The sequence below is a fragment of the Streptomyces sp. NPDC004435 genome (assembly GCF_042873895.1).
Taxonomy (GTDB): domain Bacteria; phylum Actinomycetota; class Actinomycetes; order Streptomycetales; family Streptomycetaceae; genus Streptomyces.
Window position 1 is genome coordinate 509,293 of the sequence record NZ_JBIAMB010000001.1, and the last position, 14,666, is coordinate 523,958.

A 14,666-nucleotide genomic window follows, 5' to 3' on the forward strand; every position below is an offset into this window, starting at 1 on the left:
AAGCCCCCCACGGTCTTCACCACGTCACCTCGGTCCTGAAGGTTTCCTGCCCGACCTGCACAGCATTTCCGTTGGGCCGTGTTCGCCGCGATGCTTTTCAACTGTGGCTGAAACACCCTGGTAACGTGCAGTGATGGTGTGCATACTCGACCGCGGGGTGGTTGCGAGTGCACAGGTGGGGACTTCATGCTTCGTATTCATTTCACCGCGGACGATCTGGCGGGGGTGCGGATCGCCGCCCGTCCTGACGTCCTGTGGGAAACGATTCTCAGCTTTCACCGTTTAAGGGACCGGCGCGGCCCGGTGGTCTTCGGCGGATGGCGCACGGAAACGAGGGCGCGGCTCGGCGGGGAGACCCGGCTCCTCGCCGCCCTCGTCCCGAGCCGCGGCTATTTCCCCGATTTCCTGACCCCCGCGGAGGGCCTGCACGGCCTCGACGACGGCCTCCAGGCGCTCCGCGCGACCGCGCCGGGCCGGCTCCGCTCGGAGCTCTCCCTGCTGGCGGCGGACCGGTCCGGCGGCCGTACGGTGCCGCACTCGCTGCGGGCTCTCGCCGACGGCGGCCCGGAGCCCTTCGACCGGCTGCTCGGGGCGCTGCGCAGCTACCACCGGGCGGCCGTGGAGCCGTACTGGCCGCACATCCAGGCCCGGGTGGAGGCGGACAGGGCGTGCCGGGGCCGGGCCGTCCTGGACGGCGGCGCGGAGGAGCTGCTCGACTCGCTGCCGCCGATGCTGGCCTGGCGGGCGCCGGTCCTGGAGGCGTCCTATCCGGTCGACCGGGACGTGCACCTGGACGGGCGGGGGCTGCTGCTCCAGCCCTCGTACTTCTGCCGGGGGACGCCGGTGATGCTGCGGGACCCGGCGCTGCCGCCGGTGCTCGTCTACCCGGTGACGCACGGGGAGTCGCCGACGGTCCGCCCGCCCGGCGTCTCCTCCCTGGCGAAGCTGGTGGGCCAGACGCGGGCCGAGGTCCTCCAGGCCATCGGGGACGGCGGGACGACGAGCGAGCTGGCCCGGCGGGCCGGGGTGTCGCTCGCCTCGGCCAGCCAGCACACGGGGGTGCTGCGGGAGGCCGGTCTGATCGCCACCCTGCGGCACGGGAACGCGGTGCTGCACACGCTGACGCCGCTGGGCGCCGCCCTCCTCGGAGGGGGCGGGGCCCACCGGCGCCGCGTGGAGCGCTGCTACGCGCGGAACGGGCCGGTCACCTCGTAGGTGATGCCGCCCGAGGAGCTGCCGGTGGTGCCGCGCTGGCTGGAGAAGTACAGCCGGGTGCCGTCGGGGGAGAAGGCCGGTCCGCAGATCTCGGAGCCGGACTGGCCGTTGATCCGCAGGAACGGCGACACGACGTCGTCCGGCGTGATCAGGCAGATCTCCATGTTGCCGCCGTCCTCGGCGATGTACAGGTCGCCGGAGGAGGTCCCGGTGACGTTGTCCACGCCGGTGAGCGGGGCGGCGCCGCCGGGCACCAGGGAGTCGTCGTAGGCGAGCTCGTAGGTGTTGTTCGCGAGGTTCAGCTGCCAGAGGCGGTTGTCGCCCTTGGTGGTGAACCAGACCTTGTCGTCGGCGTAGTGGCAGCCCTCGCCGCCGTTGAACTTCTTCGCGCCGGAGACCTGGGTGCGGGTGGTGGTCGGCGAGCCGTCCGGGTCGGGCACGTTCTGCCAGGTGAAGGAGCCGGAGGTGGCCGTGCCGGCGACGAGGACCTGGAGGGTGCCGGAGGCGAGGTTGCCCCAGGTGGTCGGGACGAAGCGGTAGAAGCAGCCGCTGGACTCGTCCTCGGTCAGGTAGATCACCCTGCGGACCGGGTCGGCGGCGGCGGCCTCGTGCTTGAAGCGGCCCATGGCGTCCCGGCGGACGGCCGCGTTCACGCCGTACGGGTCGGCCTCGTAGACGTACCCGAGGCTGACCTCCTCGCAGGAGAGCCAGGTGTTCCACGGGGTCTTGCCGCCGGCGCAGTTCTGGCGGGTGTTCGACAGGATGCGGTAGGCGCCGGTGACGGTGCCGGCCGAGCTGAACCGCAGCGCGCTCGCGCCGCCGCTCGGGTTGATCTCCGAGTTGGAGACGTATATCCAGCCGGTGCCGTCGCTGTAGCAGGCGCCGCCGTCGGGGGCGTTGTGCCAGGTGTACGAGGTGCCGGGGACGGTCTGTCCCGAGCGGGCGACGATCCGGCTGGTGAACCCGGCCGGCAGCATGATGCCGTTCGCGTTCGCCGCGCCGAGGGCCCCGTAGGGGCCGGTGCCGGGCTGGGCGGGTGCCGCGTAGGCCGCGCCCGCCATCAGGGTGCCGCCGAAGGCGGCCGCCGAGGTGCCGATGACCGCTCCACGCAGGAAACTGCGTCGCTCCACGTGTTCTCTCCAGGGGTGTGGTGACCGCCCGCCGCACGGTCAGCGGCGGGGCCGCGCGGAGAGTGAACCTAGGAGCCCGGAGTTGACTGAGCATCAACAAACGGTGACGGGGAGGGGGCGGGTACGGGGCGGGGGAGTCGGCGGCGGTACGGGAGTCGGCGGCGGTACGGGGGCGGCGTCGCCCGCGGGCCGGGACCTTCGGCACTGGGGCCGGCGGGGGCCGGACCGGCAGACTGGGCGCATGCGCGAGAACCGGGAGCCCACCGACATCGGCGGCCGCGACGACCTCGATGTGCTGCTGCGCCGCTTCTACACGGCCGCCTTCGCGGACCCCCTCATCGGGCCCTTCTTCACCGAGGTCGCCGGTACCGACCTGGAGGTCCATCTGCCGCGCATCGCCGACTTCTGGGAGCGGGCCCTCTTCCGTACCGCCGAGTACGAGCGGGACGCCTTCGCCCCGCACGCGGCGCTGCACTCCGCCCGCCCCCTCGGCCCCGCCCACTTCGGGCGCTGGGTGCAGCTCTGGCACGCCGCCGTCGACGGGCTCCACCGGGGGCCGCGCGCGGACCGGGCCAAGGCGATGGGGGAGCGGATCTCCGTCTCGATGATGAGGCGGCTGGGCGGCCCCGGCGCGGAGGCCGAGGCGGCCACCGGCGGGACCGGCGGATTCGTCCCGCTGGCGGCGCTCGCGCTGCGCGCGGCGGCCTGAGCGAAAAAACTTCTCCGGAGAGCGATGAGTTCGGGCCGGCCGGTCCGTCCTACCTCTCGACAGCACCGCACGACGGAGAAGAGAGAGCACACGCCATGGCCCCGCAGATGATCTTCGTGAACCTGCCCGTGAAGGACCTCGCCACGAGCCGCGCCTTCTACGAGAAGCTCGGGTACACGATCAACCCGCAGTTCAGCGACGACAGCACGGCCTGTGTGGTGATCAGCGACACCATCTTCGTCATGCTGCTCACCGAGGAGAAGTTCGGCACCTTCACGGCCCCCGGCAAGCGGGTCGCCGACGCCTCCGCGGCCACCCAGGTGCTGCTCACGCTGAACGCCGAGAGCCGCGAGAAGGCCGACGAGCTGGCCGACCGCGCCCTGGAGGTCGGCGGCAGCCCGGCGAAGGAGCCCATGGACATGGGCTTCATGTACGGCCGCTCCTTCGCCGACCCGGACGGCCACCACTGGGAGGTCTTCTGGATGGACGTGGCCGCGCAGGGCTGAGCCCCGAGGGGCCGGGCCCCGACGGGGCTCAGGCGGAGACGCCGCCGTCGACCACCAGGTCCGTGCCGACGGCGGATCCCGCCGCGTCCGACGCGAGGTACAGCACCGCCGCCGCCACCTCGGCGGCCGAGGAGATCCGGCCGAGCGGCGACTGCTCCTTCATCCGGACCTCCCGCTCGGCCTCCGTCTCGCCGGGCAGCAGCGACATCGTGGACTCCGAGGCGCCCGGGCTGACCGCGTTGATCCGCACCCCGTCGGCGATGTGGTCGCGGGCCGCGGCGCGGGTGAGCGCCGAGACGGCCGCCTTGGACACCTGGTAGCCGAAGACGCCCGGGATCCGGACGTGCGGGCCCAGGTTGGACGAGATGTTGACGATCGCGCCGCCGCCGTGCGCCCGCATGTGGGCGACCTCGGCCTGGAGGGCGTTCAGGACGCCGGTGACGTTGGTGTCGAGCAGGGCCTGCCAGTCGTCGAGGGGGAAGTCGGCGGCGCTGTGGCCGCCCCGGAAGATCCCCGCGTTGTTCACGGCGACGTCGAGCCCGCCGTAGATCTCGACCGTGCGCCGGACCAGCGCGCGGGTGGAGTCGGGGCTCGTGATGTCGGCGGTGACGGCGGTCGCGGTACCGCCTTCGGCCTCGATCAGGGCCACGGTGGCGTCGAGCGCCGTGGCGGTGCGTCCGGCGGCCACCACCCTCGCGCCCTCGGCGGCGAAGGCGCGGGCGATCTCCCGGCCGAGGCCGGAACCGGCGCCGGTGACGAGGGCGACGCGGCCGGAGAAACGTGCGGACATGAGAACTCCCCTGGAGAAGACGGTCACTTGGCGAGGCGGAAGGTCAGGAAGGTGAGGGCGGCGAAGAGTCCGGCCGCCGCGGCGAGCGGAGCGGCGGAGCCGCCGAGGGTGAGCAGCGCGGCGAAGACCACGGTCGGTCCGAGCTCCATCGCCGTGTTGAGGACACCGCCGGCGAGCCCTGCCCGGTCGGCCGGCACCCGCTCGGTGGCGAGGACGGCGGCGCCCGCGAAGGAGAGCGCGCCGCCGGCCGGAAGCAGGAGCAGCCCGGGCAGCAGCCCGTAGGCGTACGGGACGGCGGGGCCGCCGCCCGCCGCGAGCAGGGCCAGTCCCGCGCCGGCCGTGCCGAGTCCGGCGGCGGTGACCCGGCCCGGCCCGTACCGCCCGATGAGCGGCCCCGCCAGCCGGCCCGCGCCGAGCAGCGCGACGGCGAAGGGGACGAAGGCGGCCGAGGTGAGCAGCGCCGACCAGCCGCGCTCCCGCTGGAGGTCGAGCGAGAGCAGCACGAAGACGGTGGCCGTGCCGGCGGCGGTGAGCGCGATGGCGGCGAGGCCGAGGAGCCGCCGCCGGTCGCGCAGGAAGTCCGGCGGGAGGAGCGGGTCGGCGGCCCGGCGTTCGGCGCGGGCGAAGCCGGCGAGCAGGGCGAGACCGGTGAGCAGCGGTACGAGGACGGGCCCGGAGCTGGTCAGGACGATCCCGGCGGTGGCGAGCAGGGCGCCCGGCAGGTCGGTCGAGCGGTTCGTGCCGGGCGGGGTGGCGGGCAGCAGCCGGGGCGCGAGGAGCAGGGCGGCGACCGCGACGGCGACCGGCACCGCGAAGGAGGCGCGCCAGGAGACGGCGGCGGTGATCACGCCGGCGAGCAGGTTCCCGGCGGTGGCGCCGAGCACGGAGAGGCCGCCCCAGGTGCCCATCGCCCGTCCGTACGCGGCGGGTTCGGGGTACAGGGCGCGCAGCACGCCCATCGCGGCCGGGGCGACGAGCGCGGCGCCCGCGCCCTGCGCGAAGCGGGCGCCGAGCAGCGGGCCGTACCCGGTGGTGAGCGGGGCGAGCGCGGAGGCGGCGGCGAAGAGGAGCAGTCCGGCGGTGAGCGCCCGCCGTGCTCCGTACCGGTCGGCGAGTCGTCCGCCGAGCAGCAGGAGTCCGGCGAAGGTCAGCCCGTACGCGGCGCTGAGGAGGATCAGCCGGCCCCGGTCCAGGCCGAGTTCGGCGCCGATCAGGGGGAGCGGCACGGCGAGCGAGGCGAGGGTGAAGATGAGCGTCGCCTGCACGGTCCCGAGCAGCGCGAACCCCCGGCGGGCACCCCCGTGGTCCACCGGCGCGGCGGTCGCCGCGGCTCCCTCGTACGTCGTCATGCCGTCCCCCCGTATCAGTTGTACTTGACCGTACATTCCAGAAAGAACCCCGAGAAAAGGCGCCCCCGCAAGGGCGCCCGTCCGGCGGCCGCTCAGTCGAGCAGCCGCAGGGCCTCCTCCGCCGCGTCCCGGACCCTGGCCGGGTCCGTCGACGCCTTGCCGACCACCCGGACCCCCTGGAGCAGGACCAGCAGCAGCCGGGAGAGGGCGCGCGGATCGCGGCCCTCCGGCAGCTCGCCCTGGGCGCGGGCCCGGGTGAGCGCCGAGTGCAGCAGCGTCTCGACCTGCTCCCAGCTCAGCTCGACCCGGCGGGCCACCACCGGGTCGCGCGGTGCCAGCTCCGCCGCCGAGTTGGTGACGAAGCAGCCGGTCAGGCGCAGGCCCTCCGCCGTCGCCTCGGCGGCGAAGCGGCGGACGACCGCCCGCACGGCCGGCAGTGCCGGGCCCGGCGCGGACAGCTCCTCGACGAGCCCGGGGTCCCGGGTCTCCAGGTAGCGGTCCAGTGCCTTCATGTACAGCTCGTGCTTGTTGCCGAAGGTCGCGTAGATGCTGGCCCGGCCGATCCCGAGGTGCTCCACGAGGTCCGCCATCGACGTCGCCTCGTAGCCGCGCGCCCAGAACAGGTCGAGTGCCGCCTGGAGCGCGGCATCGGGATCGAATTCCTTGGTCCTGGCCACGAGAGGACCGTACGCCTATCTGGAACGATCAGTCAAGAAGGTGGGGGTCACGCCAGCCGGACCGGGTAGACCGCCACCGCCACCTCGTCGTCGTCCAGGCACCGCCCGGTCTCCAGGTCGAAGCGCTGCTTCAGGAGTGGCGAGGCCACGAACGGACGCCCGTCCGCCGTGCCGATCAGCCCCCGGGACAGCACCTGCGCCCCGGTGAAGGGATCGCGGTTGTCGATCGCGTACGCCCGCCCCGCGCGGTCCCGGAAGACCGCCGCCTGCCGGCCGTCCGGCAGCAGCGCCGCCAGGCCCCGGCCCGGGGTCAGCCGGGCCTCCTCGCAGACCGCCATCCAGGAGTCGGGCGACGGGGAGAGTTCGAGAGTCGTCGGTGTCGTCATCGGGAAGAGGCTCCTTCCAGGGTGCCGATGGTCAGGATCATGAGGTCCGGCTTGATCTGGTCCCGCTCCGGCACGAACCGCACCGTCGGGTCCGGCGTCTCCGGCGCGTTGACGAAGGAGACGAACCGGCGCAGCCGCTCCGGGTCGTCCAGGGTCTGTGCCCACTCGTCCTGGTAGTCGGCGACGTGCGCCGCCATCAGCGCCTCCAGCTCGCCGCAGAGGCCCAGCGAGTCCTTCACGATCACGTCCCGGAGGTGGTCGAGACCGCCCTCCAGGCGCTCCAGCCAGACCGACGTCCGCTCCAGGCGGTCCGCCGTCCGGATGTAGAACATCAGGAACCGGTCGATGAGCCGGATCAGTTCGGCGTCCGAGAGGTCCTGGGCGAGCAGGTCCGCGTGGCGCGGGGTCGCGCCGCCGTTGCCGCCCACGTACAGGTTCCAGCCGTTCGCCGTCGCGATCACGCCGAAGTCCTTCGACTGGGCCTCGGCGCACTCGCGGGCGCAGCCGGAGACCGCCGACTTCAGCTTGTGCGGGGCGCGCAGACCCCGGTAGCGCAGCTCCAGCTGGATCGCCATCTTCACCGAGTCCTGCACGCCGTAGCGGCACCAGGTCTGCCCCACGCAGGACTTCACCGTCCGCAGCGCCTTGCCGTAGGCGTGCCCGGACTCGAAGCCGGCGTCCACCAGCCGGGTCCAGATCGCCGGGAGCTGGTCCACGCGGGCGCCGAAGAGGTCGATCCGCTGACCACCGGTGATCTTCGTGTAGAGGCCGTAGTCGCGGGCCACCTCGCCGATCACGATCAGCTTCTCCGGGGTGATCTCGCCGCCGGGGATGCGGGGGACCACCGAATAGGAGCCGTTGCGCTGGAGGTTGGCCAGGTGGTGGTCGTTGGTGTCCTGGAGCGCTGCCTGCTCGCCGTCGAGGATGTAGCCGTTGTTGAGGGAGGCGAGGATCGAGCCGACGGTCGGCTTGCACACCTCGCAGCCCTCGCCGCCCTTCGCGCCCTCGCGCCCGTGCGAGTCGAGCAGGGCCGCGAAGGAGGTCGCCCGCAGGGTGCGGGCGATCTCGTAGAGCTCGCTGCGGGTGTGGGGGAAGCAGCCGCAGAGCCCCTTGTCGGCCGCCTTCGGCAGCAGCTTCTCGATCACCTTCACACAACTGCCGCAGCCCGTACCGGCCTTGGTGCACTTCTTCACCTCGGGCAGCGAGGTGCACTGGCCGATCGCGTGCTTGGTCACGTTGTGGCAGGAGCAGATGACGGCGTCGTCCGGCAGCGCCGACGGGCCGAGCGCCACCGGCGCCCCGGCCCCCGCCGGGAGGACCAGCTGCTCGGGGGAGACCGGCGGCTTCGTCCCGGTCAGCGGGCGCAGCAGCCCGTACGACTCGGCGTCGCCGACCAGCACGCCGCCGAGCAGCCGGCCCTCGGCGTCCACCACCAGCTTCTTGTACACGCCCGCCCGGGAGTCCGAGTAGACGACGTCCAGGCAGCCCTCGGCGGCGCCGTGCGCGTCGCCGAAGGAGGCCACGTCCACGCCGAGCAGCTTCAGCTTCGTCGACAGGTCCGCACCGGTGAACCCGGTCTCCTCGGCCGCCTCCTCCGCGAGGACCGACGCCACCGTCAGCGCCATCTCGTAGCCGGGCGCCACCAGGCCGTAGACCCGTCCGTCCGCGGCGAGCGCGCACTCGCCGATCGCGAAGACCGCCGGGTCCGAGGTGCGGCACAGCTCGTCCACGGCGATGCCGCCGCGCTCGCCCACGTCCAGGCCGCACTCCCGCGCCAGCTGGTCCCGGGGGCGTACGCCCGCCGAGAAGACCACCAGGTCGGTGGCGAGCTCGGTGCCGTCCGACAGCTTCATGCCGGTCACGGAACCGTCGGCCGTCACGACCTCCTGGGTGCTCGTGCCGGTGTGCACGGTCAGCCCCATCCGCTCGATCGTCCGCAGCAGCGCCGCGCCGCCGCCCTCGTCGACCTGCACCGGCATCAGCCGCGGCGCGAACTCCACGATGTGCGTGGCGAGACCGAGGCCCTTCAGCGCGCCGGCCGCCTCCAGACCGAGCAGGCCGCCGCCGACCACGGCACCGGTCGTCGCCGTCTTCGCGTACTCCTCGATCGCCAGCAGGTCCTCGATCGTCCGGTACACGAAACAGCCGGTGGCGTCCTTGCCGGGCACCGGCGGCACGAAGGGGTACGAGCCGGTGGCCAGCACCAGGTGGTCGTAGGCCACCACCCGCCCCGACCTCGCGGTCACCGTCCGCGCCGCCCGGTCGATGCCCACGACGGGCTCGTCCGTGTACAGCTCGATGCCGTGCCGCTCCATGAAGCCGTCCTCGACCATCGACAGGTCGTCGGGCGTCTTCCCGGAGAAGTACGAGGTCAGCTGGACCCGGTCGTACGCCGGGCGCGGCTCCTCGCAGAGGACCACGATCCGGGCCCGCTCGGTGACGCCCCGGTCGGCGAGCGCCTCCAGGAACCGCTGGCCGACCATTCCGTGGCCGACCAGGACGATGGTGGGGGTGGTCATGAGGAGCCTCCGTCGTGGGTGAGCAGGTGCAGCAGAGGGGCCTCCGGGAGGGCTTCGTCGCCCTCCCAGGCCCGGGCGAGCGCGCCGACCGCGGCCAGATCGCCGAGGAGGACGCCCCCGACGAGCCGGTTGTCGCGGACGACGACCTTGCGGTAGGCGCCCCTGGTCGCGTCGGCCAGCTGGACGACGTCGTCCCCCGGCCGCGGGGTGGCCTCGCCGAAGGCGGCGAGGTCCAGCGGCTGTGCCCCGCCGAGGGTGAGCCGGGTGAGCGCCCGGGTGCCCGTGTAGCGGGACCCGGCGGAGCCGGACAGCACGTCCGCGAGGACGTCCGCCTGTTCGAGCGCCGGGCCCGCCAGGCCGTACACACGCCCGTCGTGCTCGGCGCAGTCGCCGATCGCGTGGATGTACGGGTCCGAGGTGCGCAGCTCGTCGTCGACGACGACGCCGCCCCGCACGTCGAGCCCCGCCTCGCGGGCGAGCGCGACCCGGGGGCGCACCCCGCAGGCCAGGACCACGACCTGGGCGTCCAGGACGAAGCCGTCGGCCAGCTCGACCGCCGTCACCGCCCCGTCCCGCTGCCGCAGACCGCTGACCCGGCACTCGGTGTGCGTCTCGACGCCGAGCCCGTCCAGGTGCTCCCGCAGCAGCGCGGAGGCCCGCGGGTCCAGATGGCGCTCCATCAGGCCCTCGCCCTGCTGGGTGAGGACCACCTCGGCGCCCAGCACGGCGAGCGCCCGCGCCGCCGACACCCCGAGGAGTCCGCCGCCGATGACGACCGCCCGCACCCCGGGCCGGACGGCGTCCCGCAGCGCGAGGCAGTCGTCGAGCGTACGGAAGGAGTGCACGCCCTCCGGCAGCCGCGCCCCGCGCAGGCCGCGCAGCGGCGGCAGCACCGGGTTGGAGCCGGTGGCCAGGACCAGCCGGTCGTAGGCGACGCGCTCGCCGTCGGAGCACTCGACCGTCCGGGCCGCCCGGTCGATCGCCACCACCCGCACGCCGCGGCGCGCGGGCCCGCGGGGCTCGGGCAGAGCGACGACCTCGGGGGCGTACCGCCCGGCGAGGACGTCGGCGAGCAGCACCCGGTTGTACGGGGCGTGCGTCTCCTCGCCGAGGAGGGTGACCGGCAGGCGCTGGGCGAGGCGGAGGCCCGCCGTTCCGCCTCCGACCACCACGATCCGTGTACTCATACCCGGAAGGGTGCGCGGCCGGTGTTTCCCGACGGCATCCCGCCTGTTTCCCGTACGGAACGCTGATCTCCGCGACCGGCCCGGCGCGCTGTGAGGGGCCGGGCTGGTTAAGCGGTGATCAGGCTCGGCTCAAGCCCGGCTTAAGGATGGCGGCGGCGCGGCCGAGCCCGGGATTCCCGTATACGGGCCGCCCTAGGGTGCCGAAGGTGACCACCGAGGCTCGCCAGCACCCCCTCTACGCCCGCGTCCCCGTCCCGCTCGCCGCCGACCGGACGCCGCCGCCCGCGCCCCCGTCGCAGGAGGGGTACGGCCCCGGGCCCGCCGCCCGCCGGCAGGACGCGGCCCCGGCGGCGCCGGCCGGGGGACCGTCCGCGCCGCGCCCCGGACTCCGGCCCGGGCAGGGCCCGGCGGCCCGCCGCGCGGCACCCGGCCCGCGCCCCGTGTCGGCACCGCGTCTCGCGCCCGGGCGGCTGCGGGACGGGATCGTCGGCGGCGCCGGGGCCGTCGCCCTGCTGTGGGGCGTGCAGGCCCGGCCCTCCGCCCGCCTCGACGCCTTCTTCGCCACCGGCGCCCACCTCACCGGCCTGCTCGCCGGGTACGGCGTCCTCGTGCTGCTCCTCCTCATGGCCCGGATCCCGGCGGTCGAGCACGGCGTCGGCGCCGACCGGCTGGCCCGCTGGCACGCGCGCGGCGGCCGGTACGTCCTCGGCCTGATCGCCGCGCACACGGTCCTCGCCCTCGTCGGCTACGCCGTCCACACCCGTACCGACCTGATCACCGCCACCGGCGGCCTCCTCTCCTACGGGGCGATCGCCGCCGCGACGGCCGGCACCGTCCTCTTCACGGCGGTCGGCATCACCTCCGCCCGCGCCGTCCGCCGCCGGATCCGCCACGAGACCTGGCACGCCGTCCACCTGGGCGCCCTGCTGGCCGCCGCCCTCGGCTTCGTCCACCAGCTCGCGGGACCCGACCTCGCGGGCGGGCTCCTCACCCGCTGGCTCTGGTCGATGGCGCACGCCACCGTCGCCGTCCTACTCCTCTGGTACCGCTTCGTCGTCCCCGTCCGGGCCGCGCTCCGCCACGACCTGCGGGTCGCCGAGGTGCGCGACGAGACGCCCGGCGTGGTCTCCGTCCTGGTCCGGGGCAGGGGAGTGGCCCGGCTCCGCGCCGAACCCGGCCAGTTCTTCCGCTGGCGCTTCCTCAGCCGGGGCCTGTGGGCCACCGCCCTGCCCTTCTCGCTCTCCGCGCCCGTCCGCGACGACACCCTCCGCATCACCGTGAAGGTCCGCGGCGACCACACCCGCCGGGTCCGCCGGCTCCGCCCCGGCACCCGCGTCCTCGCCTCCGGCCCCTACGGCGCGCTCACCGCCCACCGCCGCACCCGCCGCAAGGTCCTGCTGCTCGCCGGCGGGGTCGGGATCACCCCGCTGCGGGCCCTCTTCGAGACCCTGCCCGGCGGCCCCGGCGACATGACCCTCCTCTACCGCGCCTCCGACGAGGGCGGGCTCGTGCTCCGCGAGGAGCTGGAGACCATCGCCCGCGAGCGGCGGGCCGCCCTCCACTACCTGCTCGGCCCCTCCGACTCCTCCTACGACCCCCTCGCCCCGCGCGCCCTGCGCGCCCTCGTCCCCGACCTCGCCGCCCATGACGTCTACCTCTGCGGGCCGCCCGCCATGGCCCGCGCGGCGACCGCCTCCCTCGTCAGGGCCGGGGTCCCGGCCTCCCGCATCCACACCGAGAACTTCGAGGAGCCGAGCCCGTGAACAGATCCCCCGCCCCCGCCCCTGCCGCCTTCGTCCCCGCCCCCGCCCCGGCCCGGCGTCACAGGGCCCGCCCCCAGCCCCCGTCCGAGGAGCGGCTGCGCCGCCGCCTCGCGGCCGCGCTCCTCGGTGCCGGGGCGCTCGCGGCGACCCTGCTCACGTCCGTGCAACCGGCGGCTCCGCCCGCCCCCGACCGGGAGCCGGGGCACGCAAGCTCAGACCTTGCTCAATGATCAGGCGATCGATGGACGGGGCAACGATCCCGTCCCTAGGCTCGCTGCCATGCCTGAGATCACCCTGACCACGCTCGTGCTGCTCTGCCTGGCCGCGCTCGTCGCCGGCTGGATCGACGCGGTGGTCGGGGGCGGAGGGCTGCTGCTCCTGCCGGCACTGCTGATCGCCCTGCCGAACGCGGCCAACGGCTTCGTCCTCGGCACCAACAAGGCGGTCGCGATCGTCGGCACCACCGGCGCCGCGGTCACGTACGCCCGGAAGACGAAGGTGCCGGTGTGGACGGCGGTACGGGTCGGGATCGCGGCCCTCGCGGGCTCGTCGTTCGGCGCGCTCTTCGTCACGATGATCAGTCGGGAGGTGCTCCGGCCGCTGATCATCGTGGTGCTCGTGGCGGTCGCCGCCTTCGTCATCCTGAGGCCGACCTTCGGGCAGCGGCCGGCGGAGGAGGACCGGGCGCCGCTCACCCGCGCCCGGCTGGTCACGGCGATCGTCCTCGTCGGCGGCGGCATCGGTTTCTACGACGGCCTGTTCGGTCCCGGCACCGGCACCTTCCTGGTGCTCGCCCTGACCGCCGTCCTCCACCTCGACCTGGTCACGGCCTCCGCCACCGCCAAGATCGTCAACGTCTGCACCAACGCCGGCGCGCTCGTCACCTTCGCCCTGAGCGGCACCGTCTACTGGCAGCTGGCCGCGCTGATGGCCGCCTTCAACCTGGCCGGCGGCATGGTCGGCGCCCGGATGGCGCTCAGCAAGGGCTCCGGCTTCGTCCGCGCCGTGCTGCTGGTCGTGGTGCTCTCGATGGTCGCCAAGCTCGCCTGGGACCAGTGGGCGTGAAGCCGGCTCAGCGCACCCCGATGAGGTGCCCGAAGGCCACCACGTTCCCCTGGTAGCCGCCGCTCTTCTCGGAGAAGCCGCCGCCGCAGGTGATCACCCGGAGCTCGGCCCGGTCGGTGGAGCCGTACACCTTCTCGTCGGGGAAGGCGTCGTTGTCGTAGACCTCGACGGCGTCGACGGTGAAGACCGCGGTCCGCCCGTCCTCGCGGTCGATCTCGATCCGGTGCCCCTTCCGCAGGGCGCCCAGCGTGTAGAAGACCGCCGGGCCGCCGGCGTTGTCGACGTGGCCCGCGACGATCGAGGTGCCCTCGGCGCCGGGCGTGACGCCGTCCGCGTACCAGCCGGCCAGGTTGCGGTCCTCGGCGGGCGGCACCTCCAGGGAGCCGTTCGGGGCGAGGCCGAGCCGGGTCATCGGGGCGTCCACGTCCGTCTCCGGGATGCGCAGCCGCACCGGCGGGGACGACGGCAGCGGGTCGGCGGCGGCGTCGGTGTGCACGCTGGGCCCGGCGGCGAACGCCTGGGCGGCGGACGGGACGGGCGGAGTGACGTCCTGCGAGCCGTTCTGGACGAGCCAGAGGCCGACGCAGGCGGCCACCGCGATCCCCCAGCCCTTGCTCCTGTTGCTCACGTCGCTTCCTCACTCGGGGAGAGGGATGGGCCCCGCCCCCGGCCGGCCGTGTGCGGAAGCCGGGCGGGGGCGGGGCGGGGCGGTGTGATCAGTGGCCCTGGGCGCCGCTCGCCCGGCGCCGCATGAGCCACACACCGCCGACGGCAGCCGCGGCCAGCACCGCCGCGCCCGCCGTGATCTGGGCGGTGTCGGGGCCGATGCTGCCGCCGACACCGGTCTTGACGTGACCGCTGGGCTCGCGGTGCTTCACGGTCAGCTCGCCCCGGGCGGTCCGCCCGTTGTCGCAGGCCACCGAGATCCAGTGGGTGCCGGGCTTGGCGTGCTGGGGCAGGGTGAACTGCCCGACCACGACCTCCTTGTGGGTGCTGGGGCTGAGCCGGAACTCGCCGGCGCCCACCGAGTTCGCGTCGCCGACGCCGTGGCCGTTCTTGCCGCAGGCGAGGGTGTTCACGGTGACGGTGGTGCCGGGCGAGGCGGAGGAGGGGTAGATCTCCAGCGTCTGGGGGCCGTCGTTGTTCGCGTACGCGGCCGGCGCGGCGAACGCGCCGAGCGCGACGACCGTCAGCGCGGTTCCGGTGAGCAGGCGGGCAGTGGGGCGCATGGTGGGGTCCTCCGGGGCGCGCGGTCGTTCGGTCTTCCGTAGGACCGAGGTAACGGCCACGGCGCGGGGCGCGCCTGCTGATGGGGCATCAGGATTGCGCCGTCCGATACGGCGCGTCGACTGGAATCCGGAGGTTTCCGC

The 14,666-nt window shown here is 74.3% G+C and carries 15 protein-coding genes; 6 read left to right on the forward strand and 9 right to left on the reverse strand.

Annotated features, from left to right (window positions below):
• Positions 1–186: 186 nt before the first annotated feature.
• Positions 187–1,215 (forward strand): ArsR/SmtB family transcription factor, encoded by a 1,029-nt coding sequence (locus ACFYT9_RS02200; RefSeq protein WP_389160379.1) that lies wholly within the window; start codon positions 187–189, stop codon positions 1,213–1,215.
• Here the strand turns inward: ACFYT9_RS02200 and ACFYT9_RS02205 are convergent.
• Complete coding sequence (locus ACFYT9_RS02205; protein WP_389160382.1) at positions 1,185–2,345, reverse strand: alkaline phosphatase PhoX; 1,161 nt, start codon at positions 2,343–2,345, stop codon at positions 1,185–1,187. The two genes, ACFYT9_RS02200 and ACFYT9_RS02205, sit on opposite strands and share 31 nt — an antisense overlap.
• A gap of 241 nt (positions 2,346–2,586) precedes the next feature.
• Here ACFYT9_RS02205 and ACFYT9_RS02210 point away from each other — a divergent pair, with 241 nt between their 5' ends.
• A complete protein-coding gene (locus ACFYT9_RS02210; protein ID WP_389160385.1) occupies positions 2,587–3,054 on the forward strand; it encodes a group III truncated hemoglobin in 468 nt (155 codons plus the stop codon).
• 95 nt (positions 3,055–3,149) lie between these two features.
• Positions 3,150–3,560, forward strand: a complete 411-nt coding sequence (locus ACFYT9_RS02215) for a VOC family protein (RefSeq protein ID WP_389160387.1) — start codon at positions 3,150–3,152, stop codon at positions 3,558–3,560.
• Positions 3,561–3,588: 28 nt separating this feature from the next.
• Here ACFYT9_RS02215 and ACFYT9_RS02220 read toward each other — a convergent pair whose 3' ends face one another.
• The 6 genes from ACFYT9_RS02220 to ACFYT9_RS02245 all read right to left on the reverse strand — a co-directional run bounded on the left by ACFYT9_RS02220 (position 3,589) and on the right by ACFYT9_RS02245 (position 10,468).
• Complete coding sequence (locus tag ACFYT9_RS02220; RefSeq protein WP_389160389.1) at positions 3,589–4,350, reverse strand: SDR family NAD(P)-dependent oxidoreductase; 762 nt, start codon at positions 4,348–4,350, stop codon at positions 3,589–3,591.
• Positions 4,351–4,373: 23 nt separating this feature from the next.
• Positions 4,374–5,699, reverse strand: coding sequence for an MFS transporter (locus ACFYT9_RS02225; protein ID WP_389160391.1), 1,326 nt, complete (start codon positions 5,697–5,699; stop codon positions 4,374–4,376).
• Positions 5,700–5,791: 92 nt separating this feature from the next.
• Positions 5,792–6,376, reverse strand: a complete 585-nt coding sequence (locus tag ACFYT9_RS02230) for a TetR/AcrR family transcriptional regulator (protein ID WP_389160392.1) — start codon at positions 6,374–6,376, stop codon at positions 5,792–5,794.
• A 47-nt stretch (positions 6,377–6,423) separates the two neighbouring features.
• Positions 6,424–6,762, reverse strand: coding sequence for a nitrite reductase small subunit NirD (gene nirD / locus ACFYT9_RS02235; RefSeq protein WP_376603104.1), 339 nt, complete (start codon positions 6,760–6,762; stop codon positions 6,424–6,426).
• Entirely contained in the window at positions 6,759–9,281 is a 2,523-nt protein-coding gene (nirB, locus tag ACFYT9_RS02240) for a nitrite reductase large subunit NirB (RefSeq protein ID WP_389160394.1), read from the reverse strand. Before nirB ends, nirD begins: the two co-directional genes overlap by 4 nt.
• Positions 9,278–10,468 (reverse strand): NAD(P)/FAD-dependent oxidoreductase, encoded by a 1,191-nt coding sequence (locus ACFYT9_RS02245; protein ID WP_389160396.1) that lies wholly within the window; start codon positions 10,466–10,468, stop codon positions 9,278–9,280. The genes nirB and ACFYT9_RS02245 overlap by 4 nt, the downstream gene beginning before the upstream one ends.
• 440 nt (positions 10,469–10,908) lie before the next feature.
• On the opposite strand from ACFYT9_RS02245, the gene ACFYT9_RS02250 reads away from it, so the two are divergent.
• The 3 genes from ACFYT9_RS02250 to ACFYT9_RS02260 are packed head-to-tail and all read left to right on the forward strand — an operon-like array spanning position 10,909 to position 13,296.
• Entirely contained in the window at positions 10,909–12,231 is a 1,323-nt protein-coding gene (locus ACFYT9_RS02250; protein ID WP_389160613.1) for a ferric reductase-like transmembrane domain-containing protein, read from the forward strand.
• The gene (locus ACFYT9_RS02255; protein ID WP_389160398.1) at positions 12,228–12,461 is read left to right on the forward strand and encodes a hypothetical protein; all 234 of its coding nucleotides are present in this window, start codon (positions 12,228–12,230) and stop codon (positions 12,459–12,461) included. The genes ACFYT9_RS02250 and ACFYT9_RS02255 overlap by 4 nt, the downstream gene beginning before the upstream one ends.
• 49 nt (positions 12,462–12,510) lie before the next feature.
• The gene (locus ACFYT9_RS02260) at positions 12,511–13,296 is read left to right on the forward strand and encodes a sulfite exporter TauE/SafE family protein (RefSeq protein WP_376605043.1); all 786 of its coding nucleotides are present in this window, start codon (positions 12,511–12,513) and stop codon (positions 13,294–13,296) included.
• A gap of 7 nt (positions 13,297–13,303) precedes the next feature.
• On the opposite strand, the gene ACFYT9_RS02265 is transcribed toward ACFYT9_RS02260, so the two are convergent.
• Positions 13,304–13,924, reverse strand: coding sequence for a class F sortase (locus tag ACFYT9_RS02265; RefSeq protein WP_376605041.1), 621 nt, complete (start codon positions 13,922–13,924; stop codon positions 13,304–13,306).
• An 88-nt stretch (positions 13,925–14,012) separates the two neighbouring features.
• On the reverse strand, positions 14,013–14,525 hold the full coding sequence (locus tag ACFYT9_RS02270; protein WP_376605039.1) for a hypothetical protein: 513 nt from the start codon (positions 14,523–14,525) through the stop codon (positions 14,013–14,015).
• Positions 14,526–14,666 lie beyond the last annotated feature (141 nt).

What these genes read in the sequence shown, in the direction of transcription:
- ACFYT9_RS02260 (WP_376605043.1), top strand. Translation starts at nt 12,511, where the DNA reads ATGCCTGAGATCACCCTGACCACGCTCGTGCTGCTCTGCCTGGCCGCG.
- ACFYT9_RS02200 (WP_389160379.1), top strand. Translation starts at nt 187, where the DNA reads ATGCTTCGTATTCATTTCACCGCGGACGATCTGGCGGGGGTGCGGATC.
- ACFYT9_RS02225 (WP_389160391.1), bottom strand. Translation starts at nt 5,699, where the DNA reads ATGACGACGTACGAGGGAGCCGCGGCGACCGCCGCGCCGGTGGACCAC.
- nirB (WP_389160394.1), bottom strand. Translation starts at nt 9,281, where the DNA reads ATGACCACCCCCACCATCGTCCTGGTCGGCCACGGAATGGTCGGCCAG.
- ACFYT9_RS02215 (WP_389160387.1), top strand. Translation starts at nt 3,150, where the DNA reads ATGGCCCCGCAGATGATCTTCGTGAACCTGCCCGTGAAGGACCTCGCC.
- ACFYT9_RS02245 (WP_389160396.1), bottom strand. Translation starts at nt 10,468, where the DNA reads ATGAGTACACGGATCGTGGTGGTCGGAGGCGGAACGGCGGGCCTCCGC.
- nirD (WP_376603104.1), bottom strand. Translation starts at nt 6,762, where the DNA reads ATGACGACACCGACGACTCTCGAACTCTCCCCGTCGCCCGACTCCTGG.
- ACFYT9_RS02220 (WP_389160389.1), bottom strand. Translation starts at nt 4,350, where the DNA reads ATGTCCGCACGTTTCTCCGGCCGCGTCGCCCTCGTCACCGGCGCCGGT.
- ACFYT9_RS02270 (WP_376605039.1), bottom strand. Translation starts at nt 14,525, where the DNA reads ATGCGCCCCACTGCCCGCCTGCTCACCGGAACCGCGCTGACGGTCGTC.
- ACFYT9_RS02210 (WP_389160385.1), top strand. Translation starts at nt 2,587, where the DNA reads ATGCGCGAGAACCGGGAGCCCACCGACATCGGCGGCCGCGACGACCTC.